This is a genomic window from Erwinia pyri (assembly GCF_030758455.1).
GTDB classification, from domain to species: domain Bacteria; phylum Pseudomonadota; class Gammaproteobacteria; order Enterobacterales; family Enterobacteriaceae; genus Erwinia; species Erwinia pyri.
In genome coordinates this window covers 475,210-499,489 of record NZ_CP132353.1, presented here as the reverse complement: position 1 = coordinate 499,489, position 24,280 = coordinate 475,210, and the positions used below count along the sequence as shown (strand labels likewise).

The 24,280-nt window shown below is 54.1% G+C and carries 21 protein-coding genes; 13 read left to right on the top strand and 8 right to left on the bottom strand.

Annotated elements, in window-relative coordinates; genetic code table 11:
- Positions 1-34 precede the first annotated feature (34 nt).
- The 8 genes from tldD to csrD all read right to left on the bottom strand — a co-directional run bounded on the left by tldD (position 35) and on the right by csrD (position 12,378).
- A complete protein-coding gene (tldD, locus tag Q3V30_RS02380) occupies positions 35-1,480 on the bottom strand; it encodes a metalloprotease TldD (RefSeq protein ID WP_306210109.1) in 1,446 nt (481 codons plus the stop codon).
- Between the two features lie 83 nt (positions 1,481-1,563).
- On the bottom strand, positions 1,564-5,385 hold the full coding sequence (yhdP, locus tag Q3V30_RS02375) for an AsmA2 domain-containing protein YhdP (RefSeq protein ID WP_306210108.1): 3,822 nt from the start codon (positions 5,383-5,385) through the stop codon (positions 1,564-1,566).
- Between the two features lie 19 nt (positions 5,386-5,404).
- On the bottom strand, positions 5,405-6,874 hold the full coding sequence (gene rng, locus Q3V30_RS02370; protein WP_306210106.1) for a ribonuclease G: 1,470 nt from the start codon (positions 6,872-6,874) through the stop codon (positions 5,405-5,407).
- The gene (locus tag Q3V30_RS02365) at positions 6,864-7,457 is read right to left on the bottom strand and encodes a Maf family protein (protein ID WP_306210104.1); all 594 of its coding nucleotides are present in this window, start codon (positions 7,455-7,457) and stop codon (positions 6,864-6,866) included. The genes rng and Q3V30_RS02365 overlap by 11 nt, the downstream gene beginning before the upstream one ends.
- An 8-nt stretch (positions 7,458-7,465) precedes the next feature.
- A complete protein-coding gene (gene mreD, locus Q3V30_RS02360; protein ID WP_306210102.1) occupies positions 7,466-7,954 on the bottom strand; it encodes a rod shape-determining protein MreD in 489 nt (162 codons plus the stop codon).
- Positions 7,951-9,000 (bottom strand): rod shape-determining protein MreC, encoded by a 1,050-nt coding sequence (mreC, locus tag Q3V30_RS02355; RefSeq protein WP_306210100.1) that lies wholly within the window; start codon positions 8,998-9,000, stop codon positions 7,951-7,953. Before mreC ends, mreD begins: the two co-directional genes overlap by 4 nt.
- Positions 9,001-9,072: 72 nt before the next feature.
- The gene (mreB, locus tag Q3V30_RS02350; protein ID WP_003855260.1) at positions 9,073-10,116 is read right to left on the bottom strand and encodes a rod shape-determining protein MreB; all 1,044 of its coding nucleotides are present in this window, start codon (positions 10,114-10,116) and stop codon (positions 9,073-9,075) included.
- A 312-nt stretch (positions 10,117-10,428) separates the two neighbouring features.
- Positions 10,429-12,378 (bottom strand): RNase E specificity factor CsrD, encoded by a 1,950-nt coding sequence (csrD, locus tag Q3V30_RS02345; RefSeq protein WP_306213036.1) that lies wholly within the window; start codon positions 12,376-12,378, stop codon positions 10,429-10,431.
- A gap of 211 nt (positions 12,379-12,589) precedes the next feature.
- On the opposite strand from csrD, the gene acuI reads away from it, so the two are divergent.
- From acuI to lpxP, 13 genes are all read left to right on the top strand, one after another.
- The gene (acuI, locus tag Q3V30_RS02340; protein WP_306210097.1) at positions 12,590-13,567 is read left to right on the top strand and encodes an acrylyl-CoA reductase (NADPH); all 978 of its coding nucleotides are present in this window, start codon (positions 12,590-12,592) and stop codon (positions 13,565-13,567) included.
- A gap of 139 nt (positions 13,568-13,706) precedes the next feature.
- Positions 13,707-14,711, top strand: a complete 1,005-nt coding sequence (gene msrP / locus Q3V30_RS02335) for a protein-methionine-sulfoxide reductase catalytic subunit MsrP (RefSeq protein ID WP_306210095.1) — start codon at positions 13,707-13,709, stop codon at positions 14,709-14,711.
- Entirely contained in the window at positions 14,711-15,313 is a 603-nt protein-coding gene (msrQ, locus tag Q3V30_RS02330) for a protein-methionine-sulfoxide reductase heme-binding subunit MsrQ (protein WP_306210093.1), read from the top strand. Before msrP ends, msrQ begins: the two co-directional genes overlap by 1 nt.
- A gap of 239 nt (positions 15,314-15,552) precedes the next feature.
- Positions 15,553-16,005 carry a type II 3-dehydroquinate dehydratase gene (aroQ, locus tag Q3V30_RS02325; RefSeq protein WP_306210091.1) on the top strand — a complete coding sequence of 151 codons (453 nt, stop codon included), beginning with the start codon at positions 15,553-15,555 and terminating at the stop codon, positions 16,003-16,005.
- 21 nt (positions 16,006-16,026) lie between these two features.
- Positions 16,027-16,497, top strand: a complete 471-nt coding sequence (accB, locus tag Q3V30_RS02320; protein ID WP_306210088.1) for an acetyl-CoA carboxylase biotin carboxyl carrier protein — start codon at positions 16,027-16,029, stop codon at positions 16,495-16,497.
- Between the two features lie 11 nt (positions 16,498-16,508).
- The gene (accC, locus tag Q3V30_RS02315) at positions 16,509-17,858 is read left to right on the top strand and encodes an acetyl-CoA carboxylase biotin carboxylase subunit (RefSeq protein ID WP_306210086.1); all 1,350 of its coding nucleotides are present in this window, start codon (positions 16,509-16,511) and stop codon (positions 17,856-17,858) included.
- A gap of 71 nt (positions 17,859-17,929) precedes the next feature.
- Positions 17,930-18,166: a YhdT family protein gene (locus tag Q3V30_RS02310; RefSeq protein ID WP_306210084.1), complete on the top strand. Its 237-nt coding sequence runs from the start codon at positions 17,930-17,932 to the stop codon at positions 18,164-18,166.
- A complete protein-coding gene (gene panF / locus Q3V30_RS02305) occupies positions 18,163-19,617 on the top strand; it encodes a sodium/pantothenate symporter (protein WP_306210082.1) in 1,455 nt (484 codons plus the stop codon). Before Q3V30_RS02310 ends, panF begins: the two co-directional genes overlap by 4 nt.
- Before the next feature lie 11 nt (positions 19,618-19,628).
- Complete coding sequence (prmA, locus tag Q3V30_RS02300) at positions 19,629-20,510, top strand: 50S ribosomal protein L11 methyltransferase (protein WP_306210080.1); 882 nt, start codon at positions 19,629-19,631, stop codon at positions 20,508-20,510.
- A 133-nt stretch (positions 20,511-20,643) separates the two neighbouring features.
- Positions 20,644-21,381 carry a carbonic anhydrase gene (locus Q3V30_RS02295; RefSeq protein ID WP_306210078.1) on the top strand — a complete coding sequence of 246 codons (738 nt, stop codon included), beginning with the start codon at positions 20,644-20,646 and terminating at the stop codon, positions 21,379-21,381.
- Positions 21,382-21,694: 313 nt separating this feature from the next.
- On the top strand, positions 21,695-22,660 hold the full coding sequence (gene dusB / locus Q3V30_RS02290; protein WP_428979231.1) for a tRNA dihydrouridine synthase DusB: 966 nt from the start codon (positions 21,695-21,697) through the stop codon (positions 22,658-22,660).
- A 24-nt stretch (positions 22,661-22,684) separates the two neighbouring features.
- Complete coding sequence (gene fis, locus Q3V30_RS02285) at positions 22,685-22,981, top strand: DNA-binding transcriptional regulator Fis (protein ID WP_000462905.1); 297 nt, start codon at positions 22,685-22,687, stop codon at positions 22,979-22,981.
- A gap of 188 nt (positions 22,982-23,169) precedes the next feature.
- Positions 23,170-24,090, top strand: a complete 921-nt coding sequence (gene lpxP, locus Q3V30_RS02280) for a kdo(2)-lipid IV(A) palmitoleoyltransferase (protein ID WP_306210076.1) — start codon at positions 23,170-23,172, stop codon at positions 24,088-24,090.
- The last annotated feature ends 190 nt before the right edge of the window (positions 24,091-24,280 follow it).

Below are 24,280 nucleotides of genomic sequence, written 5' to 3'. Positions count from 1 at the left end.
AATAGAGGCTGACTGTTCCGCTGCAGAGGGAAAATCAGGCGGTGCCGCCCACCGTCAGCTTATCCAGCTTCAGAGTTGGCTGACCTACGCCGACCGGCAGGCTCTGCCCCTCTTTACCACAAACGCCAACGCCTTTATCCAGCGCCAGATCGTTGCCGACCATGGAAATTTGCTGCATCGCTTCAATGCCGGAACCGATCAGGGTCGCGCCTTTGACCGGCTTAGTGACTTTACCGTTCTCAATCAGGTACGCCTCAGAGGTGGAGAAGACAAACTTACCGGAAGTGATGTCCACCTGGCCGCCGCCAAAGTTTGGTGCATACAGGCCATACTCCACGCTTTCAATAATTTCCTGCGGCGTTGATTTCCCGGCCAGCATATAGGTGTTGGTCATGCGTGGCATCGGTAAATGGGCGTAAGATTCACGACGGCCGTTGCCGGTCGGGTTCACGCCCATCAGCCGCGCATTCAGCTTATCCTGCATGTATCCTTTCAGAATACCGTTTTCAATCAGCACGTTATACTGGCCCGGCACTCCTTCGTCATCAACCGCGAGCGAGCCGCGCAATCCTTCAATAGTTCCGTCATCTACCACGGTACAGATTTCGGAAGCGACCAGCTGCCCCATCTGCCCGCTGAACACCGAAGTGCCACGGCGATTAAAATCACCTTCAAGGCCATGCCCTACAGCTTCATGCAGCAGCACGCCAGGCCAGCCAGCACCCAGCACCACCGGAATCGTCCCGGCAGGCGCGGCCACGGCATTCAGGTTGACCAACGCCATCCGCACCGCCTCGCGAGCCCAGGCTTCTGCCCGCATCTCGCCAGACTCATCGGCCAGGAAAAATTCATAACCAAAACGCCCGCCGCCGCCGCTGGAGCCGCGTTCACGCTTGCCGTTTTCCTCAACCTGCACGCTGACCGAGAGACGCACCAGAGGGCGCACATCGGTCGCCAGCGTCCCGTCGGTCGCCGCCACCAGGATCAGCTCATAAACGCCGCTCAGGCTGGCGCTCACTTCCTGCACGCGCTTATCTGCGGCACGGGCAGCGCTGTCAACGCGATGCAACAGCGCAATTTTCTCTTCGCGAGTCAGGCTCTGTAACGGATCTGCCGTTGGATAAAGCGACCGGTGCATCACCGCGCCCAGGGTATGCGATTTGCCATTTCCCTGCTCGCGTACAATGCTGCGCGCCGCCGTGGCGCTCTGCGTCAGGGCATTCAGCGTAATCTGGTCGGCATAGGCAAAACCGGTTTTCTCACCGCTGACGGCACGCACGCCGACGCCCTGATCGATATTCCAGGAACCATCTTTAATGATGCGGTCTTCCAGTACCCAGGATTCATGATAGCTGGATTGAAAATAGAGGTCGGCATAATCCAGTTTACGTTCAGACAGCTGACCGAGAAGGGAAAAGAGATCCTGTTGATTAATGTTGTTCGCAGTTAGTAACTGCTCACTTACCAGATTCAGACTCATGTATTCTCGCTCTGTTTGGATGAGCCAGTAATCGCTGGCATCGCATCTCTATAGCCTGAGGCAATTCGCAGGTCACGTCAAATTCACTTCGCGCTCTTTTCACGCGGCTTACGCAGCACTTCATCAATTTGCGGTTTATCAATGGGGCCGGAAATATGATAGCGAAGCACCGAAATTTTGTTCCAGAGCGGCCCGAGAACTTTACTGGCAGCAAACACCGCTGCGCCCACCACAGGATTGACGGCAAAGGCGGCGGCGACGCCTACCGTAGCCGAAATCTCAGGTGCAACAACGGCTTCCATATCGATCTGCCGCTGTACCAGGTCCATCCTGCCCTTCATGGCAATATCCGCCTCCAGTCCGTCCACCAGCAGATTGTCGGTACGCATCACCCCTTTTTCAATCCAGGCCGTGCCGTTAATAGAGTCGAAATAGAAGCCCTGGCTGAAGGTATCGCTGAAATCGAGCCTGAGCTTGCGCAGCAGCGCATCAAAACTCACCAGCCTCAGCAGCTGTCCCGCTCTGCCGGTATTCACATCGGCTATCTGGCCTGCGCCAAAGTGGGTTTTCAACACGCCGCTCAGCGTCGCCTCCGATGGCTCCCACGGCGCAGACTGCCAATGCAGATCGTACTGAATATTGAAGGGAGAGTCCCGCAAGGGCGTATTCACGCCAAACCAGTTGGTAGCCTCATTGATTTTGTTGCCGCTAAGCACGCCTTTCAGCGCCGTACGCTGTTCGCCCGGACGGTTAACCCATTCTCCTTCCACTTTGAGACGGGCGTTTCCGGTATCAATCAGGCCGTTTTTCAGAGTTAGCGTATCGCTGGAATGGCTGAGGTCAGCTCTCATCCGGCCAAACTTCTGCCCGCGCAGCCAGCACTCATCACAGGTGAGGTCCACTGCTGGCCAGCTACTGAAATTGATGGCTGTGGCTTTGTCAGGCAGAGGCGAACTTTTTTGCCCGTCACCCCACTGCGGATTGTAATAAAGGTAATTGATATGCGCATCCCACGGCGCTCGCTGGTTCATTTTAAGCGTACCAGCAATCTCTTTACCTTTTGCCTGCACCTGGGTATCGCCTGAGACGGTCTGGCTCAGACTGGCTTCAAGATCGTGCCATTGCTGTCCGGCCAGCGTCAGCTCTGGCGTACGCAGGGTGATATTACCCGGGATCCTGGCACGACTTTGCTGACTTTGTCCCACTGCTGAGGTGCCGGTTTTATTCTCGCCATCGCCATCCAGCAGCGCCAGCCAGGCTTCGCCATTCAGCGGCGGCAGATTCAGCACCATGCCATCCGCTTCAGGCAAGGCAGGAGTTTGCTTTGCGCTGTTTTCCCAGATGCCGCGGCTCACTTTCAGCTGTTTGCCCAGCAGCCACTGGCTGTTAAAGCGGTGTCCGTCGCCAACCGCGCCGTTCAGGGTGAAACTCTGCAGATCCCCTTTAGCGGAAACTTTTACCGGCATGGCTTCTCCCCGCTTTTTATCGAGCGGTTCCGGTAAGTGGCTACTTACATTTTTCAGATCGCCCTCCAGAGCAATCTGATAACTGGCGCCGCCCTGATGCGGCAGATTGATCAGGACATTGCTTTTCCAGCTGGCGCTGCCCTCTAACTTATCGCGCAGTTGTACCGGCACTGCCTCTATCTTGCCCGGCTGCCACTCCCCCTGAAGATCGACGCCAATCTGATAATTTTTGTCACCCTCATTGGTATTGAAACTGACGTTCAGAGGCTGGCCGAACCAGCTGGCGCTCATGGGGTCGCTTTTCAGGTCGCCATTGTCGTAAGTAAAGTGGCCGGTTAGCTGTTTGATGGTGCTGTCGAGCGGCTTAATAAACAGCGAATTGTTTTGCAGATCTACCTCACCCGTGGCTCTGACTGGCTTACCATCCAGCGGAATATCGAGGTGTAAGCGACCACTTACATCTCCGTCAATCTGGAGTTCATCTAAAGCTGCGCCCAGCGAAGGCTTTAACGGCGTCTGATTAAAGTAGCGACCAATCTCCTTGCCTGCGCCAACGACCTCGCTGTCAACAATCAGCTTCTCTTTTAGATAATCGGGGATCACCGCCGAGACATTCTTCCCGTCAACCTGCCCTAATTTCGCCCGTTCGGCCTTCATAAACAGGCCGTTATTGACGAAATCGAGATTGATATCAAGATCCTGCAGATCGGGCCAGCCAGGCTGGAACTGATAGGTCGCTTGCCGCAGGGGCACCCACACTTCGAACATCCCTTCGTTATGCTTAAACGGGAAAAGTTGCGGATTACCGGCGAAGATCAGGGTGGCATTGTGGACCTGACCGCCCTTGATCGCTCCTCTCAGGTAGCTCACCAGCGAGGTGCCCATCAGCGGCTCGGGGAAGTAACGCCATGCATCACCAGCATCGGTAAGATTAATACCCGCAAGAATATCCAGGCGCGGAGCCTGATCTTTAAGCTGCGCATAGGTAAAGTCGCCCTTAGCCCACAGCGAACGGGCTTTGATATCCAGCTGGTGACCGGCAAGCGTGAAGCGATCTTTATCATACTGCCAGTTAAACGATCCTTTAGCCGCTTCGATTTCAAGCGGCGCACGGAACATCGTCCCATAAGGCAGGCTTGCCTTGTTGATGTCGAAACTCACTTTGCCACGGGTACCTCCGCCGGACGCTGAGCCGCTGAAATGCTCCATACCCGGCAGTAATTCCCAGTGCTGCCAGCTCAGATCGCGCCAGCGCGCCTGAAAGCGGCTCTGGTCAGGCTGCTGAACAGGGAAATCCACAGCCAGGGCTTCAAGCCGGCCTTTGGGCTGTAAAGAACGCCAGTTTTCCAGCAGTGTGGGAGAGAGTCGGGAGAAAAGCGGGATAAGCGGATCGAGACGTTCCAGATCCAGCTGGGTGGCGCGTACCCGCACTTCTTCATTATGATGCGGCCCCGGCAACACACCGTTTTCCGGTTGCCACAACAGGGAGAGCCGCCCTGCAGGCCAGGGGTGGCCGTCCGTTACCAGGTTAGTTTGCGGCAGTTCAATCTGCCAGCCGCTGTTAAAACGGGAGACATGAGCAGTAACGTCATCCACCGTTAGCGTGTGCCGCTGCTTATCGCCCTGCCAGCTCGCGCCCCCTTTTTTTAGCTGAATATCACCGTCGTAAATTTCACCTTCTCTCAGGCTCATCCAGGCTGCCAGGCTGAAGCGGGCGCTGTCGAGCGTGGTGTTATCACGCATCCACTCTCCAAGCCACGGCTTTACGTCAACATCATCAGCCTGCATCCAGACGCGGCCAGTATCGAGATAGCCATTGCTGTCGCTGAGATCCAGGCGTACCTGCACTTCGCCATGCTGCCCGGTAAAGCTGGAGAGGTTAACAATCCCTTCTGCGCGGTGACGGGTTTTCTCATTGAGCCAGGTCAGCTGTGGGATATCGAGCCTGGCGCGCTGGCCGGAAAGCGTGAGGAAGCTGATATGGCTGTTGCGCAGATCGAAATGGTCAAACTGGCGCAGGAAGAGATCGATGAATTTACCCGGCTCCAGCTTTATTTTTGCGCCGTCTCCCGAGGTCAACGGCTTGCTGGTGGCCAGGTTGAGCTGATAAAAAGTGAGGTTACGAAACTGCCAGCGCAGATGCAGTATCGACTGCCAGATATCCAGCGCCAGGGTAATGCGTTCCGCCTGCAGATTATCGCCCTCTTTCAGGCTGAGATGCAGATCGCGGATTTCCAGCACCGGGCCATAATTCTCCCAGTGACCGTTCAGGGCGCTGGCCTGCACCGGCACGCCAGCCACTACAGAGATCTTCTCCAGCAAAGGCACCCGCCAGCTGTTGATATGGGGCAAAACCAGACGCAGCCCGCTGACCATCAACGCAACGATCACCACAACCGTTGCGCCAGTCAGCAGCAGAATTCCTGGTAATCGCCTCACGCACTTCTCCCTGTGGTTGTCACATCATGACCACGTCAAATTGCTCCTGAGTATAGAGCGGTTCGACCTGAACTTTGACCTGCTTGCCGACAAAAATTTCCACTTCCGCCAGCGCATGCGATTCATCAGTTTTCAACGCTTCGCCCACGGCTGGGGACACGTAAACCAGGAAGCGATCCGAATCATAGGCATGATGTACACGAACGATTTCACGCATGATTTCATAACAAACGGTTTCAACCGTTTTTAACGTACCGCGCCCCTTACAGACCGGGCAGTCCTGGCAGAGTACGTGTTCAATACTTTCACGCGTCCGCTTGCGCGTCATCTCCACCAGCCCAAGCTGCGAGAAGCCGTTAATGCCGGTTTTCACCCGATCTTTGCTCAGCGCCTGCTCCAGTGAATGCAGCACCCGCCGACGGTGATCGTCATTGGTCATATCGATAAAGTCGATGATGATAATGCCACCCAGATTACGCAGCCGCAGCTGACGGGCGATCGCCTGGGTGGCTTCAATATTGGTATTAAAGATGGTTTCGTCGAGGTTGCGGTGGCCGACAAAGGCGCCGGTATTGATATCGACGGTGGTCATCGCTTCCGTCTGATCGATGATCAGATAACCACCCGACTTCAGCTCGACCTTACGGTCCAGCGAACGTTGAATTTCGTTCTCGACGTCAAACAGATCGAAGATCGGCTGCTTACCGGTGTAGAGCTCCAGCTTGTCGGTCATTTCCGGGATATATTCGCTGGTAAATTCGACGAGATGCTCGTAGGTCAGGCGCGAGTCGATACGGATGCGATCAAGCGCTGCGCCAGCAAAATCACGCAGAATTCGCTGCGACAGCGCAACTTCGCCATAGAGGCGGCAACGGGTCTGATTGCGCTTCCGACGTTCGATAACCTTTGTCCACAGACGCTTGAGAAAAGCGGCATCGGAAGCCAGCTCAACTTCCCCTACGCCTTCGGCGGCGGTGCGAATGATATAACCGCCCAGCTCGTCACAGTAGCTGGAGACTACTTTCTTCAGGCGGTCACGCTCCGCTTCGCTCTCTATGCGCTGTGAAACGCCGACGTGTGAAGCGCCGGGCATAAAGACCAGATAGCGCGACGGCAGCGTGATATCGGTGGTCAGACGCGCTCCCTTAGTGCCCAGCGGATCTTTTACCACCTGCACCACCAGATCCTGCCCCTGGCGGACAAGTTCGGAGATATCACGCACCGTGAAATTCTTTTTCTCATCACCCGCCACGCATTCGGTGTGCGGCATGATGTCCGATGCGTGCAGAAACGCGGCTTTTTCCAGCCCGATATCAACAAAGGCCGCCTGCATACCAGGCAGCACGCGGCTTACGCGCCCTTTATAGATATTGCCGACAATGCCCCGGCGCGCTTCACGTTCAATGTGGATCTCCTGCAGGATGCCGCCATCAATATAGGCAACCCGCGTTTCCGAAGGGGTAATATTTACCAGCAGCTCAGCGGTCATGTTGCTCCCTTACTTCACGCAGTGACTGAAAGTGGCTCAGCAGCTCCGCCGTTTCAACCAGCGGCAGGCCTACTACGGCGTGATAGCTTCCATTAATTTTTCGGACAAAATTGCCCCCTAAACCCTGGATCCCATACGCACCAGCTTTATCCATCGGTTCACCGCTGGCGATATAGGTGGCGATATCTTCCGCCGTCAGGGTGCGAAAAGTGACTTCGGTCACCACAAGGCAATCCAGACATGCGTTTCTGTCGGCCAGCGCTACCGCTGTCATTACCTGATGCGTCTGGCCAGAGAGCTTTGTCAGCATCTCTGCAGCGGCTGCCTCATTGATCGGTTTTTCCAGCACCGCATCGTTGAGCACTACGATAGTGTCTGCACCCAGCACCGGGAGATCCCGTGTGGCGACGGCAACACCCGCCTGGGCTTTTTCACGCGCAAGCCGGCGAACATAAGCTTCCGCCTGTTCATCGGGCCGTTTTTGTTCTTCAACTTCAGTGGAGAGGCGTTCAAAGCGCAGGCCAAGCTGCGTAAGCAGCTCGCGACGACGGGGAGAACCAGAGGCCAGATAAAGGGATACCATAATCTTCCTTATTGAACGGCAAACTGGCGGCGTATTTTTCTCATCAGCAAGAAGAGCCAGGGCCACAGGATACCGTCGACAACACTGCTCCAGAAAATTTCCGGCCGGAACGAGACGTTTATCACTAAAAATTCAGCCCAGAATACAATAACGTTCATTGCCAGGGAGAGCACCATCACCATCAGCGCCTGCTGCCAGAGCGCGAGGTTACGGAACAGCTGGAATTTGAACGCTACCAGATAAGCGATGATACTGAACGCTAACGCCCGCACGCCCAGCGTTGAGCCAGAGATAAGATCCATTATAGATCCCATCACAAAGCCCGTACCGACATTCACGCGGTGCGGCAGAGCCAGCGTCCAGTAAATGACAATCAGAAGCAACCACGAGGGCCTGAACATATAAAGTTGTTCAGGCCAGGGCATTATTTGCAAAACCAGTGCGACGAGGAAAGAGAGCCAGATAACCCAACGCCCGTGGCTGCGATAGCTGCTCACGGTAGGCCTCCGCGTGGCCGGCGCTCCGCAGAGGAGGCGGGCGCAGCGCTCTGAGCGGCGGCGGCGGGTTGTCCCTGAGCGGCAGGCGGCGTGGCGACAGATTGCCCTGGCGCTGGCGGCCCTACCATCTCGCTGGCCGCAGGCAGCACCTGCGGCATCATCTGCATCAGCCGCTCATTAGCCACACGATGCACTTCGTTCGGCGCCATTGGCATGGTGCCGTTACGATCGGCTCCCCACAGCAGAAGCAGATAGCGAAGGCGCTGCAGGCCAGCCATTGGCCGTGCCTGAATAACGGTATAGGCACGCTGCGTATCCAGCTTCACCGAAGAGACCACCCCTACCGGATAACCTTCAGGGAAACGGCCACCCAGGCCTGACGTAACCAGCACGTCACCCTCACGGATATCGGTGTTACCCGGCAAATGCTCAAGCTGCAAATCTTCGGTACAGCCGTTGCCCGCAGCAATCACCCGAATGTCATTTCTCAGTACCTGAATCGGTAGCGCATGGGAGGAGTCGCAGATCAGCATTACGCGGCTGGTGATTTTGCCAACGGCAACCACCTGACCCACGACGCCCTTATCGCTGATGACGGGCTGACCTTCATAGACACCATTGAGGCTGCCTTTATCAATCACGACCTGGTCGGTGTAGGGATCGGTGCCGGTAGAGATGACCTGAGTGACCATCTTCTGCTCGTCCTGACGCAGCGGCGAACCCAGCAGTTCGCGAAGGCGGGCATTTTCCTGCTTAAACTGACCCAGCATCAGCAGTTCACTGTTTTTCAGCATCAGCTCGCGCTGTAGCCCTTTATTTTCAAGCTCCAGCTGCTGGCGGGAGGCCAGTGTTTCAGAAACACTGTCCAGAATTTGACGTGGCCCGTTGGCCAGAAAATAGAATGGGCTGACCGCCGTATCCATATAGGTGCGTATCTGGCTGAAAGCGCCCATACGACTGTCGGCGATAATCACGCCTATAGCCACAATAACCGCTAAAAATAAGCGTAACTGCAGGGAAGGTCCCCTGCTGAAGATCGGCTTCATAAACTCGGCGTATTCCTCGACATCTTAAAAAAGGAGTACGACGCAGCGCACGTCCGTACTCCTTAAGGCAAATTATTCTTCGCTGAACAAATCGCCGCCGTGCATGTCGATCATTTCCAACGCTTTACCGCCACCGCGCGCAACGCAGGTCAGCGGATCTTCTGCCACCACAACCGGGATGCCGGTCTCTTCCATCAGCAGACGATCGAGGTTACGCAGCAGAGCGCCCCCTCCGGTCAGAACCATACCGCGTTCGGAAATGTCAGATGCCAGTTCCGGCGGACACTGTTCCAGCGCAACCATCACCGCGCTGACGATGCCGGTCAGCGGCTCCTGCAGGGCTTCCAGGATCTCGTTGGAGTTCAGCGTAAAGCCGCGCGGCACACCTTCAGCCAGGTTACGTCCACGCACTTCAATCTCGCGCACTTCATCGCCCGGATAGGCCGAGCCGATTTCGTGTTTGATGCGCTCAGCGGTTGCTTCACCAATCAGTGAACCGTAGTTACGGCGCACATAATTAATGATGGCTTCATCAAAGCGATCGCCACCAATACGAACGGAGGAGGAGTAAACCACGCCGTTCAGGGAGATCACTGCCACTTCCGTGGTACCACCACCGATATCAACAACCATTGAACCGGTTGCTTCAGAGACCGGCAGGCCAGCGCCAATGGCCGCAGCCATCGGCTCTTCAATCAGGAAGACTTCACGAGCGCCCGCACCCTGCGCGGATTCCCGGATGGCACGACGCTCAACCTGCGTGGCGCCAACAGGCACACACACCAGCACGCGCGGACTTGGGCGCATAAAGCTGTTGCTGTGAACCTGTTTAATAAAGTGTTGCAGCATTTTCTCGGTAACGAAGAAGTCGGCGATCACGCCATCTTTCATTGGCCGGATAGCAGCAATATTGCCGGGAGTACGTCCCAGCATCTGTTTGGCGTCATGACCGACTGCCGCCACGCTCTTTGGGGAGCCGGCACGATCCTGACGGATGGCAACGACAGAGGGCTCATTCAGAACGATGCCCTGCCCTTTCACATAAATCAGGGTATTGGCTGTACCCAGGTCGATGGACAAGTCGTTGGAAAACATGCCACGGAATTTTTTAAACATACTAAAGGATAATCCTGCAAGCTGGGGGCGGAAAATAAAATCCGCTTACTTTACCAACCACACGAAGCAGCGACAAGGCGCAAAAACGTTCTACTTCGGTGAAAAATCACGCTATCTCACTTCTTCGTCAGTGGCCCGAAATGTGGGGCGAATAAAACGCCTGATTCAGGCCTTGCACGCAGCATTCAGGGCTGACAGAAGGACATAACGTACATAATATTTACCATGTTTCGGGTCACTGGCAGACCAGGATCCCCATGCCGGCACCACAGCCGCGCGGGTATTCTACGTGAATTCCAGCACAACGGCAGATTAAACTTGATATCTTTGCGAATATTTTTTCACGTTGCTGTCAAGCGGTTGTGAAGATGCAACAAATTCCCCCTGACCGCCCGCCACGCCTAGTTCCATAAGGAGTTGCCACTCGGTCCGGGTACGGACGCCCGCGGCAAAAACCTGGGTAGAAGTCCGGGTACAACTCTCTAACAGGCTCCTGACAAAGAGCTGGTTCTCGGTGCGGCGTTCAATATTCCTGACCAGAGCCGGATGCAGTTTGATCAGCTCCACTTCGAACTGTCTGATATAGGCAGTGCTGACCACCGTTAACCCGGCCTGGTTAACCGCAATCCGACAGCCAAAACCCCTCAGCAGTCGAAAGGCAGAACCCAAACGGCTGATGTGTTGACACACATCTGCTTCAGCAAGTTCAAATAAAATCTGTTTTCTTTGTAATTTAGTGCATTGCAGCAGCATATCCCGGAGCCACCTCTGGAAAGGCCGCTGCAACAAAGCGTCAACGGTAAGTGGAATAGTCAGCGTCTCTTCCGGCCAGATAGCCAGCAGTGCCATAATTCTCGTCACCAGCAGACGGTCATACCCTTCGGCCATGCCTAACTGCTGAATAAAGGGTAAATATTCAGCTGACAGCAGCTCTTTCTCGCCATCAAAGATCCTCGGCATTAATTCCCGATGATGGACGGTGCCATCCCGCCTTACGGCGGGCTTCTGATATAATCTTGGCCCACCCCGCTGTAGCGTATTTTCCAGTAGCGTGCGCCATTTGACGCTGCCGCGAGCATATTCCTGCTGCGGCGCTTCGCCTAGTGACCAGTTGTTGCCCCCCAGCAAAGCCGCATGACGCGTAGCCAGTTCCACATTCTCCATCACCTGTTGCGTAGCCTGCCCGCTGCGCCAGGCGCTAATGCCGATATGGATCATATCTTCACGATCTAACATTCGGGTAGGCGGAAGCGCGTCAACAGCCTTGATCAGCTGTGAAGCGATGCTGTCGGCATCCTTCAGGCTCCGGTGCGGCAGCAGCACGGCAAAATCACTGCGGAAATAGCGGGCCAGCAGCGCGCCGGGGTAGCGTAATACAAAGGTGGAAAGCAGATTCACCAGCGCATAAAGGTAATCTTTGGTCTGATTGTGGCCCCAGTTATCCCGCAAGGTATCGAAGTCCGGCAGTCGGATCATCATGACCATGCCGTGGACGCCGCCCGTCTCGGTATCCTCCAGCATGGTAGCCAGCTGGTTATCGAAAAAGAGGCGGTTGTTAAGGCCGGTCTTTGCATCCTGCGCAGCAAAAGCGCGGATTAAGGTATCAAGACGTGAGCGCTGCTCCCCCGCCTCCTGAAGATCGGCGAGCAGCAGGTCAATTGCGCTGCTGGCTTTCGGCGGCCACTCATGGACAGAGCCCGGCTTTACCGTCCCTCTCTCACCCTTCACAATATTTCCTGCCCTGAATTCAAGACGCTCCATGCCTTCAAGCTGACGGTTGAGCCAGCGGTGGGTCACAAACAGGATGGCGGTCATGATCGCCACAACGGTCACAACCACGCTGAGAATAGAGGCGCCAATAAATGATTTCAGCCAGGTTTTGGTGGAATCAACCCACTGAATGTTAAGGGAGTAGCGGGAGTTATTTTGCAGAGGAAGAAGGGTGACACGATACTGATTAGGCTCATCGTCCAGCACCGGCTCCTGATGATGCGCGATAGTCAGTCGGGTTTTCTCACCCTCTCTTAACTCTAACCGGACGATTTGCAGCGGCCCCATCACTCTGCTCAACCACTGCGCGACCTGCTCAGGAGAGTCGGAAACCAGTGCCGAATCCACATCTTCGGCCATCATTTCCAGACGGTGTTCAGCTCGCTGGGTACTCAGGTAAAAAAAACTCATAACGCAGCCCACCAGCATCAGTAACATAGCCAGTGCGCTCATTAAGGTAATCATCGTCGAAAGTTTGGTGGTTAATCGCATCCCTGTGCCCATTGACTGCTTCTGAAGAACGGCGTTCGCGTTTTCATTCAGCAGTATTAACGTTATCTCCATCCCGCTCTGCAGGCTGCCCGAGAATTACCACGTGCTGTAAGGTGTTTACTTGCTGGTAATCAGTTTACTCGCCCTTATCGGGAGTATAGTGATGTAAGACTTCAATACTATTTTCTGGTTCCATTTTCAGGAGATTCTCATGCAAGCATTGATCCTTAACCAATCGGAAGGCAAGACTCTCGCCGCCATTAAAACGCTGGACACGGATGCGCTGCCCGCTGGCGAAGTTACCGTGGATATCGACTGGTCAAGCCTGAATTATAAAGATGCGCTGGCTATTACCGGGAAAGGAAAAATTATCCGCGAGTTTCCGATGGTGCCCGGCATCGATTTTGCCGGAAAGGTGCACCACAGCGAAGATCCGCGTTTTCATGCAGGTCAGGCCGTTTTGCTGACGGGCTGGGGCGTTGGCGAAACTCACTGGGGCGGTCTTGCAGAGCAGGCGCGGGTTAAAGCTGACTGGCTGGTTCCAGTGCCGGAAGGGTTAGACGGACGCAAAGCGATGATTGTCGGCACTGCGGGCTTCACCGCTATGCTTTGCGTAATGGCGCTCGAAGAGGGTGGCATCACTCCTGAAAAGGGTGAAGTGTTAGTCACGGGCGCCAGCGGAGGCGTTGGCAGTACCGCCGTCGCCTTGTTAAGCGCGCTGGGCTATCGCGTGGTCGCGGTGAGCGGGCGCGACACTACGCATGAGTATCTGAAAGCGCTGGGAGCCGCTGAAATTCTTCCGCGTAGCGCCTTCAGTGGGGAAGCCCGCCCGCTGGAAAAGCAACGCTGGGCAGGTGCGATAGATACGGCTGGCGGCGGCATACTGGCAACCGTGCTGTCACAAATGCACTATTCCGGTGTGGTAGCGGCTTGTGGGTTGGCTGGCGGCTTTGCTTTACCCACTACCGTAATGCCTTTTATTCTGCGTAACGTTCGTCTTCAGGGGGTTGATTCGGTCAGCACGCCTGCCGCCCGCAGAAGTGAAGCCTGGAAACGTCTGGTGAAAACGTTGCCGGACACTTTCTATCAGCAGGCCTCGCGGGAAATTTCGCTTGCTGAAGTGCCGGAAAGCGCCGCTAAACTGTTGAACAATGAGATCACCGGCCGCACGCTGGTGAAAATCCGTTAGTCCCCTCTCCTCCTTCCGCAGATAAAAGAGGAAGGAGGGCCTTCCAGGAAATTTCACATTTTTCGTTCTTAATTCGCGCAAATCCCGCTCTTTCGTCATGCTCAAGGTAAGATAAGACCGTGCCTTTGGAGGCCGCCCGATGAAACCCGTTGATAAACTGACTGAAAGCGATGTTACGCCAGAAGGCATTTTTAACACGCGCCGACGTGAACTGTTGAAAACCTTAGGCATCGGTGCCGCAGCATTATCCCTGCCTGCGGCTGCCCGTGCCGACGTTCTCTCCTGGTTTAAAGGTAACGATCGTCCCGCCGCCCCAGCCGGCAAACCTCTTGATTTTACCAAACCTGCACAGTACCAGGCGGACCTGGCGCTGACGCCGGCAGATAAAGTCTCTGGTTACAATAATTTCTATGAATTTGGCCTGGATAAAGCCGATCCGGCAGCTAATGCCGGGACGTTAAAAACCAGTGACTGGAAGATCGAAATTGGTGGCGAAGTGGCCAAACCCATGACCCTGTCGATGGATGATATTTATAAGCGCTTCCCTCTTGAGCAGCGGATCTATCGCATGCGCTGCGTGGAAGCCTGGTCAATGGTGATCCCTTGGGTTGGCTTCGAGCTGGGAAAACTGCTGAAAGCAGCCGAACCCAACAGCAATGCCCGCTATGTCGCTTTCCAGACCGTTTATGCGCCCGATCAGATGCCAGGCCAGAAGGATCGGTTTATCGGCGGCGGGATCGATTATCCCTATGTGGAAGGACTGCGGCTGGATGAGGCTATGCACCCGCTAACCCTGCTTTCCACGGGCGTGTATGGTAAAGAGTTACCGCCGCAAAACGGCGCACCGATTCGTCTGACTGTGCCGTGGAAATATGGCTTCAAAGGCATCAAATCCATTGTGAAGATTACTCTGGTCAGGGATATGCCGCCGACAACATGGAATCAGCTCGCTTCAAATGAATATGGATTTTACGGCAACGTTAACCCGCACGTGGATCACCCTCGCTGGTCGCAGGCCACCGAGCGCTTTATCGGTTCTGGTGGCATTCTGGATGTGCAGCGCCAGCAAACCTTACTGTTTAACGGTTATGGCGAGCAGGTAGCCTCGTTATACCGTGGACTGGATCTGCGGGAGAATTTCTAGTGGTTCGTCTGACAGCTAAGCAGATCACCGGCCTGAAGGTGGTGCTGCATCTTGCCGGCTTTTTACCGCTGCTGTGGTTGCTCTTATCGATCGATCAGGGGTGGTTCAGTGCCGATCCGGCGAAAGATATTCAACATTTTACCGGACGTATGGCGCTGAAATTTCTGCTCGGCAGCTTGTTGATCGCGCCGCTGGCCCGCTATGGAAAGCAGCCTTTGCTGATCCGTGTGCGTCGGCTGCTGGGATTGTGGTGCTTTGCCTGGGCAACGCTGCATCTGGTGAGCTATTCGGTGCTGGAGTTAGGGATCAGTAATTTAGGGCTGTTAGGCTCGGAACTGATCTCGCGGCCTTATCTGACACTGGGCATTATCAGCTGGCTGATACTGCTTGCTCTGGCGCTCACCTCCTTCCAGAAAGCACAACGTAAATTAGGTAAACGCTGGCAGACTCTGCATAACGGCGTCTATCTGGTGCTGATCCTTGCCCCCATTCACTATCTTTGGTCGGTGAAGACTTTCTCTCCTCAACCGTGGATTTATGCGCTTATTGCGGCGATCCTGCTGGTATGGCGTTATAAAAAATTTCGCCAGTGGCTGCGCTAAAGTTCCTGCAAGAGTGTGTGCCGCTCCGCAAATCCTGCAGTCAACCAGCTCTCCTGTGCGGCGGGCGGTTGATAATCTTCGCTGATACGACCAGTATTTAGCTGCGAATTGCCACGAAATCGTTATAATGCCCGACTTTACACCCGCATGCGGCGCGATTTTCACCATGAAAGGTGACAAACGACGTTTCCCCATGTATTTTGTGCGATGCCTCAATTATCGCAGGAGATAGCAGCATAATGGCTGATAAGTTTCACATACTGCTCTTAAACGGTCCCAACCTTAACCTTCTCGGCACGCGTGAGCCAGAAAAGTACGGGAAAACGACCCTGGCAGAGATCGTCAGTGATATTTCATCGCAGGCTGACGCGCTCAACGTGAAGCTGAGTCATCTCCAGTCCAATGCGGAATATGCGTTAATTGACCGCATTCATGAGGCAAAAGGCAATGTCGATTATATCGTCATTAACCCGGCGGCATTTACCCATACCAGCGTAGCGCTGCGGGATGCTCTGCTGGCCGTTAGCATTCCATTCATTGAAGTTCACCTGTCGAATGTGCATGCTCGCGAGCCGTTTCGCCATCATTCTTATCTTTCTGATATTGCTGCCGGCGTAATTTGTGGACTTGGTGTCGACGGTTATTCCTGGGCTTTACAGACGGCGGTAAAACGTCTGTCACAATCTAATTAAACAGAGTACGGAACCACACTCATGGATATTCGTAAGATAAAAAAACTGATTGAACTGGTTGAAGAATCAGGCATCTCTGAACTGGAAATTTCTGAAGGCGAAGAGTCTGTTCGTATCAGTCGTTCACCGGCAAATTCTGGCTACCCAATGATGCAGCACTATGCTGCGCCAATGATGCAGCAGCAGCCTGCGCTGGCTAACGCCGTTGCAACGGCAACCGCACCTGTTATGGAAGCGCCGGCAGCCGCAGAGATCAGTGGCCACATCGTACGTTCCCCAATGGTTGGCACTTTCTACCGCACCCCAAGCCCGGACGCTAAAGCGTTTGTGGAAGTGGGTCAGAAAGTCAACGCTGGTGACACTCTGTGCATCGTTGAAGCGATGAAAATGATGAACCAGATCGAAGCCGATAAATCCGGCGTTGTAAAAGCGATCCTGGTTGAAAGCGGCCAACCCGTTGAATTTGACGAGCCGCTGGTAGTCATCGAATAACGAGGCGAACCATGCTGGATAAAATTGTAATAGCTAACCGCGGTGAAATCGCGCTGCGCATTTTACGTGCCTGTAAAGAGCTGGGCATTAAAACTGTTGCCGTGCATTCAAGCGCGGACCGCGACCTGAAACATGTGCTGCTGGCAGATGAAACCGTTTGTATTGGTCCTGCCCAGTCAGTGAAAAGCTATCTGAACATCCCTGCCCTGATCTCCGCTGCCGAGATCACTGGTGCGGTGGCTATCCATCCCGGCTATGGCTTCCTGTCCGAAAATGCGGACTTTGCCGAGCAGGTTGAGCGTTCTGGTTTCATTTTCATCGGCCCTAAAGCGGAAACCATTCGCCTGATGGGAGACAAAGTTTCTGCCATCAACGCTATGAAAAAAGCGGGCGTACCAACCGTACCCGGCTCTGATGGTTCGCTGACGGATGACATGGAGAAGAACCGTGCCTTTGCTAAGCGCATCGGTTATCCGGTGATCATTAAAGCGTCCGGCGGTGGCGGCGGTCGTGGTATGCGCGTCGTGCGCAGCGACAAAGACCTGGAACAATCCATCAACATGACGAAAGCGGAAGCCAAAGCGGCTTTCAACAACGACATGGTCTATATGGAGAAGTACCTGGAGAACCCGCGCCACATTGAGATTCAGGTACTGGCTGACGGTCAGGGCAACGCTATCTATCTGGCTGAACGTGACTGCTCTATGCAGCGCCGCCACCAGAAAGTGGTGGAAGAAGCGCCTGCGCCAGGCATCACTGAAGAGATGCGCCGCTTCATTGGCGAACGCTGCTCTAAAGCCTGTATCGAGATCGGCTACCGCGGTGCAGGTACCTTTGAGTTCCTGTACGAAAACGGCGAGTTCTACTTCATTGAGATGAACACCCGTATTCAGGTTGAGCATCCGGTTACCGAGATGATCACCGGCGTTGACCTGATCAAAGAGCAGCTGCGTATTGCTGCCGGTCAGCCTCTCTCAATCAAGCAGGAAGATGTGGTGATCCGCGGCCATGCGGTGGAATGCCGTATCAATGCCGAGGATCCAAACACCTTCCTGCCAAGCCCGGGCAAAATCACGCGCTTCCATGCGCCAGGTGGTTTTGGCGTGCGTTGGGAATCTCATATTTATGCCGGTTATACCGTGCCGCCATACTATGATTCCATGATTGGTAAACTGATCACTTACGGTGAAAACCGTGATGTGGCTATCGCCCGCATGAAAAATGCGCTGGCTGAGCTGATCATTGACGGCATCAAAGTGAACGTTGAGCTGCAGATGAAAATCATGAATGACGAGAACTTCCAGCAGGGTGGCACCAACATCCACTATCTGGAGAAAAAACTCGGCCTTCAGGAAACCTGATTAGCCTGATGTTCTGAATAAAGGCCGGTCTGACCGGCCTTTTTCTTTGCGTTTTTAAGGTGAGGTGAAACATGGACAAGCGTTTCGTTCAGGCTCATCGTGAGGCTCGCTGGTCATTCTGGCTCGCCGTGGCTTATCTTGCGGCCTGGGCCGTGACGGGCTGGCTACCGGACGATCTTCCCGGGATTACCGGCTTACCGCACTGGTTTGAAATGGCCTGCCTGCTGGTTCCCATGCTGTTTATTCTGCTCTGCTGGCTGATGATCAGGCTGGTATTTCGTGACATTCCTCTGGAAGATGAAAAGTGAAACTTGAAATCATCCTGCCTCTGATTGCTTATCTGCTGCTGGTTGCCGGCCTCTCTGTTTATGCCATGCGCAAACGCCGCACAGGCAACTTTCTGAATGAATACTTCCTGGGTAGCCGGTCGATGGGCGGCTTCGTGCTGGCGATGACGCTGACCACCACCTATATCAGCGCCAGTTCCTTTATCGGCGGCCCGGGAGCGGCTTACAAATATGGTCTTGGCTGGGTGCTGCTGTCGATGGTGCAGGTCCCTGCGGTCTGGCTCTCGTTAGGCATTCTGGGGAAGAAATTCGCCATCCTGGCAAGACGCTATAACGCCGTTACGCTTAACGACATGCTTTATGCGCGTTATCACAGTCCGCTGCTGGTCTGGATTGCCAGTCTCAGCCTGCTGATTGCATTTATCGGCGCGATGACCGTGCAGTTTATCGGTGGCGCGCGGTTGTTAGAAACTGCCGCAGGGATCCCCTACGAGCAGGGGCTGCTTATTTTTGGCGGCAGTATTGCGCTCTATACCGCATTTGGCGGCTTCAGAGCCAGCGTCCTGAATGATGCCATGCAGGGGATGGTGATGCTGGCAGGCACCTTTTTGCTGCTGTTTGCCGTTATTCATGCGGCCGGTGGCATGCAGAGCGCGGTAGAAAAACTTCAGCAGATCGATCCCCAGCTGGTCTCTTCCAGCGGCGTTGATAACATCCTCAGCCCCACTTTCCTGGCCTCGTTTTCTGTGCTGGTCTGTTTCGGCGTGATTGGCTTGCCGCACACCGCCGTGCGCTGCATCTCCTATAAAGACAGCAAAGCGGTCCATCGCGGAATTATCATTGGTACGATTGTGGTCACGCTGTTGATGTTTGGTATGCATCTCGCTGGCGCGCTTGGCCGTGCCGTGATGCCCGATCTGGCGATCCCTGACCAGGTAATCCCCACGCTGATGATCCGCGTGCTGCCGCCGGTCGCTGCCGGGATCTTTCTTGCCGCGCCGATGGCCGCCATTATGTCGACCATCAATGCTCAGCTGCTGCAATCCTCCGCTACGATCGTCAAGGATCTCTATTTGCGGGTGCGACCGCAGCAGATGGATAACGAACCTTTGCTGAAACGCCTCTCCGGCATTGTCACCCTTGTGCTGGGCCTGCTGCTGCTGCTGGCCGCCTGGAATCCGCCGCAGATGCTTATCTGGCTCAACCTGCTGGCCTTCGGCGGCCTTGAAGCGGTGTTCCTCTGGCCGCTGGTGCTGGGGTTATACTGGGAAAAAGCTAATGCCGCCGGTGCGCTAAGCAGCATGCTCTTTGGTGCCGGCTGCTATACCCTGCTGGCCAGCTTTTCGCTGCAGCTTTGGGGCTTCCACCCTATCGTTCCGTCGTTGGTCATCAGCCTGATCGCCTTCATCATCGGAAACCGTTTTGGTCCTGCGACTCTTCCCTCAGCGCAGACTTCCACCTTTGTCAGATAAAGAGAATTGCCATGCCCTGGATACAAATGAAAATTAACACCACCGGCGCCCAGGCTGAAGAGCTGGGCGATGCGCTAATCGAGAACGGGGCTGTCTCGGTCACGTTTCAGGACACGCACGATAATCCGGTGTTCGAGCCACTCCCTGGTGAAACGCTGCTGTGGGGCGATACTGACGCGATAGGCCTGTTTGATGCCGAAACGGATATGGATCTGGTCATCGCTGGCCTGGAGGCTTGCCCGCTGCTGGGCAGCGGCTTCGCGCACAAAATTGAGCAGATAGAAGATAAGGACTGGGAGCGTGAGTGGATGGATAACTTCCACCCAATGCGTTTCGGGCAGCGTTTATGGATCTGTCCAAGCTGGCGCGATGTACCGGACCCGGATGCGGTAAACGTGATGCTGGATCCGGGCCTGGCTTTCGGTACCGGCACGCATCCCACGACTTCACTCTGCCTTACCTGGCTTGATGGCCTGGATCTGGCCGGGAAAACCGTGATCGACTTTGGTTGCGGCTCAGGCATTCTTGCCATTGCCGCCCTCAAGCTGGGTGCCGCCAGCGCTATCGGGATCGATATCGATCCGCAGGCGATCCAGGCCAGCAGGGATAATGCCCAACGCAACGGCGTCTCTGACCGCCTTTCTCTCTATCTGCCCCATGAGCAGCCTGAAAATCTCAGTGCCGACGTGGTGGTAGCAAACATTCTGGCAGGCCCACTGCGTGAACTGGCTCCGCTGATCAGCGTGCTGCCTGTGCAAGGAGGACATTTAGGGCTTTCCGGTGTGCTGGCCAGTCAGGCTGAAAGCGTTTGTGAAGCCTATCAGGATCTCTTTACGTTAGACGCCGTGGCTGAAAAAGAGGAGTGGTGCCGCATTACCGGCATCCGGGCTTAACAGCTGGTCCTGTTTTTTGCTTTATTGCCGCGGAAAAAAGTGGTATTCATTCAATTCGGCATAGTTTTGCTGCTCAGCTAGTTATATCCGTGCCGGCCTCACAGGGCTGGCCTTTTCATGGAAGACTGTACAGATGCAACGCAAATCCCTGGTAATATTACTTGCCCTTACCGCCACTCTCCCTGCCATGGCTACTCCCACTCCACACTGGGCTTATGAAGGTCAAGGCTCACCAGACCATTGGGGTGAGCTGAGTGAACAATTTCAGACCTGCAAAAATGGCCAGTTTCAGTCCCCGATCGATATTAAAAATCTCGTCAATGCCAAACTCCCTCCGCTGGAAATCAACTTTCATACCGATACCGAGTCCATTGTAAATAATGGCCATACCATCCAAATTACCGTGAAAGACAGCGATGAGTTTGTACTGGACCAGCAAGACTTTAAGTTGATGCAGTTCCATTTCCATACGCCAGGTGAAAACCACATTAATGGAAAAGGTTTTCCTTTAGAGGCACATTTTGTCCATGCTAACGAGCAAGGTGAGCTGGCTGTTATTGCCGTTATGTTTGAGCCTGGCGACAAAAATCCCGCGCTCGATCCGCTTCTGGCGGCAATTCCGCCAAAAATTAATGAGACAGAAGTGCTGAAGCGATCCGTAGACCTTGCCGCCCTGTTCCCTTCAGACAAACATTACTACCGCTTCAGCGGCTCGTTGACTACGCCCCCTTGCACGGAGGGTGTTCGCTGGCTGGTAATGAAACAAACGGTCACTCTTTCTGAGGATCAGTTGAAACAGTTCCAGCAGCAGTTAAAACAAAGTAACAATCGTCCGCTGCAACCTTTACATGGGCGCGTCGTTGTCGAATAAAAGAGCGGGCAGGGCAGAACTTTCTGCGTTGCCCACTCTTTTGCTGACGCAGTGACGATAAGTTGTTCCGTTTAAGGGGTTAAGTTATGGTATTTATGTTGTTAAGTGAGTCACAAAAAAAAGAAAAACTTGCATACGAATTTATCGTTTTACGCTAAATGAATGATAACTATGACTATTCACTCCCTTTCTTCTGTGGCGATACGCTTCTCACTCTTTTTCTTCCTGATTGTTCAAAGTTTGGCCTTTCATCTTCGCTAAAAAATGCGTAATATACGCCGCCTTGCGGACACACTATGGTCACTTTTTTTTCATGCGCATAGGAAACCACCAGCTTCGTAATCGTCTGATTGCAGCACCAATGGCCGGGATCACCGACAGGCCTTTCCGGACGCTTTGTTATGCAATGGGCGCTGGTATGACCGTATCTGAGATGTTGTCATCAAACCCTGAAGTTTGGGCCACGGACAAATCCCGGTTGCGTATGGTTCACAGTGATGAGCCCGGTATTCGTACCGTGCAAATTGCCGGCTGTGACCCTCATGAAATGGCGGAAGCCGCGCGTATCAATGCTGCATCTGGCGCGCAGGTTATTGACATCAATATGGGCTGCCCGGCAAAAAAGGTGAATCGCAAACTGGCGGGGTCTGCCCTGTTGCAACACCCAGAGTTGGTGAAATCTATCCTCTCTGCGGTAGTGAATGCAGTTGACGTCCCCGTTACGCTGAAGATTCGTACCGGCTGGGATCCAGAAAACCGTAATTGTGTTGAGATTGCCCAATTGGCTGAGCGCTGCGGTATTCAGGCCCTGACCATTCACGGACGCACTCGCGCGTGTTTGTTCAACGGTGAAGCTGAATACGACAGCATTCGGACAGTTAAGCAGAATGTCTCTATTCCCGTTATCGCGAATGGTGACATCACTGACCCGCATAAAGCCAGAGCCGTACTCGACTATACGGGGGCAGATGCCCTGATGATAGGACGTGCGGCTCAGGGAAGACCGTGGATCTTCCGGGAAATCCAGTATTATCTGGACACTGGGGAGCTGCTGGCACCGATGCCACTGGCTGAGGTTAAGCGCTTGCTCATCGGGCACCTACGGGAACTGCACGACTTTTATGGTCATCGCAAGGGATACCGTATTGCCCGGAAGCACGTCTCCTGGTATCTGCAGGAGCACGCCCCAAACGACCAGTTTCGGCGCACATTCAACGCCATAGAGGATGCCAGCGAACAGCTGGAGGCGTTGGAAGCATACTTCGAAAAACTTGCCTAATAGAAATAAAGAGCTGACAGAACTATGTTCGAACAACGCGTAAATTCTGACGTACTGACCGTATCTACCGTAAACTCACAGGATCAGGTGACTCAAAAGCCACTGCGTGATTCGGTCAAACAGGCACTGAAGAACTATTTTGCTCAACTGAATGGTCAGGATGTGAATGACCTGTATGAGCTGGTACTGGCTGAAGTAGAACAGCCTTTGTTGGACATGGTGATGCAATACACCCGTGGCAACCAGACCCGTGCGGCCCTGATGATGGGCATCAACCGTGGTACACTGCGTAAGAAACTGAAAAAATACGGCATGAACTAAGTTTCGGTTCATTGTGATGGAGGCGCTACCGTACTGTTAGCGCCTTTTTTATATCCTCTGCATCACCAGAATTGTCTTGATTGTGTAAATCAGAAGCACCAGGTTCAACTTCCTGCCAATAAAGTTGTCAGAGTTATGTATCGCGTCCTTTGGCGCTACATACCCTATGCATGTCTAAAGAGAGAATTATGAAGTCTTCCCCGAGTTTCACCCGCAGCTTACTGCACCCACGTTACTGGCTAACCTGGGCAGGAGTGGGATTTCTTTTTTTGCTGGTTCAACTGCCCTTTCCGCTGCTGCAAAAGCTGGGAACCTGGATGGGCCGCACTTCGATGCGTTTCCTGAAACGCCGGATCCGTATTACTCGCCGTAATCTTGAACTCTGCTTCCCTGATATGCCTGCCGATCAGCTTGAAGCGCGGATTGTGAAAAATTTTGAGTCGCTGGGCATGGGCCTGTTAGAAACAGGCATGGCCTGGTTCTGGTCGGACAACCGGGTTAAACGCTGGTTTACGGTCAATGGCCTGCATAACCTTAAAGCGGCGCAGGAAGAAGGTCGTGGCGCCCTGATCATTGGCGTCCATTTTATGTCCCTCGAATTGGGTGGACGGGCGATGGGGCTTTGCCAGCCGATGATGGCGATGTACCGCCCGCACAATAATAAATTGATGGAGTGGGTGCAGACCAAAGGTCGCATGCGTTCTAATAAAGCGATGATCAACCGTCGCGATCTGCGTGGAATGGTTCAGGCGTTGAAACAGGGCGAAGCAGTCTGGTTTGCTCCCGATCAGGACTATGGCCCTAAGGGCAGTGTTTTCGCTCCGCTGTTTGCCGTTCCACAGGCGGCTACCACCAGCGGAACATGGATGATTGCCCGTATGGCGAAACCGGCAATGATTACCGTAGTCCTGATCCGTAATGAGGACGGCAGCGGTTATGAGCTGGTTATCCAACCCGAGCTCAAGGAATACCCTATTGGTGATGAGCAGCAGGCAGCAGCCTATATGAATAAGGTTATTGAGCGCGAAATCATGCGCGCGCCCAATCAATATATGTGGCTCCATCGCCGTTTTAAAACCCGCCCGGATGGCGCAAACTCTCTTTATTGATCCTTTCTGGTCATAGTTGTGCTCCAGCTCACTCTTGCTGAGCTGGAGCACACGCCCAATATTACAATCCTGAAACATAAATCACGCTTTTGCTCACATTGCTTTCATATAGTGAAACAAGTTGCACCATTTGTGACCGCCCCACCTGTTTTTGCCCCCCTGTAGTGCGCGATATTAAGCAAACTTTCCA

Bases quoted from the DNA above. Each gene is read 5' to 3' on its own strand.
- msrP (WP_306210095.1), top strand. From the start codon at position 13,707: ATGAAACCCGTTGATAAACTGACTGAAAGCGATGTTACGCCAGAAGGC.
- Q3V30_RS02295 (WP_306210078.1), top strand. From the start codon at position 20,644: ATGCAACGCAAATCCCTGGTAATATTACTTGCCCTTACCGCCACTCTC.
- acuI (WP_306210097.1), top strand. From the start codon at position 12,590: ATGCAAGCATTGATCCTTAACCAATCGGAAGGCAAGACTCTCGCCGCC.
- rng (WP_306210106.1), bottom strand. From the start codon at position 6,874: ATGACCGCTGAGCTGCTGGTAAATATTACCCCTTCGGAAACGCGGGTT.
- fis (WP_000462905.1), top strand. From the start codon at position 22,685: ATGTTCGAACAACGCGTAAATTCTGACGTACTGACCGTATCTACCGTA.
- accB (WP_306210088.1), top strand. From the start codon at position 16,027: ATGGATATTCGTAAGATAAAAAAACTGATTGAACTGGTTGAAGAATCA.
- dusB (WP_428979231.1), top strand. From the start codon at position 21,695: ATGCGCATAGGAAACCACCAGCTTCGTAATCGTCTGATTGCAGCACCA.
- mreC (WP_306210100.1), bottom strand. From the start codon at position 9,000: ATGAAGCCGATCTTCAGCAGGGGACCTTCCCTGCAGTTACGCTTATTT.
- prmA (WP_306210080.1), top strand. From the start codon at position 19,629: ATGCCCTGGATACAAATGAAAATTAACACCACCGGCGCCCAGGCTGAA.
- aroQ (WP_306210091.1), top strand. From the start codon at position 15,553: ATGGCTGATAAGTTTCACATACTGCTCTTAAACGGTCCCAACCTTAAC.
- Q3V30_RS02365 (WP_306210104.1), bottom strand. From the start codon at position 7,457: ATGGTATCCCTTTATCTGGCCTCTGGTTCTCCCCGTCGTCGCGAGCTG.
- lpxP (WP_306210076.1), top strand. From the start codon at position 23,170: ATGAAGTCTTCCCCGAGTTTCACCCGCAGCTTACTGCACCCACGTTAC.
- Q3V30_RS02310 (WP_306210084.1), top strand. From the start codon at position 17,930: ATGGACAAGCGTTTCGTTCAGGCTCATCGTGAGGCTCGCTGGTCATTC.
- mreB (WP_003855260.1), bottom strand. From the start codon at position 10,116: ATGTTTAAAAAATTCCGTGGCATGTTTTCCAACGACTTGTCCATCGAC.
- tldD (WP_306210109.1), bottom strand. From the start codon at position 1,480: ATGAGTCTGAATCTGGTAAGTGAGCAGTTACTAACTGCGAACAACATT.
- csrD (WP_306213036.1), bottom strand. From the start codon at position 12,378: ATGCGATTAACCACCAAACTTTCGACGATGATTACCTTAATGAGCGCA.
- accC (WP_306210086.1), top strand. From the start codon at position 16,509: ATGCTGGATAAAATTGTAATAGCTAACCGCGGTGAAATCGCGCTGCGC.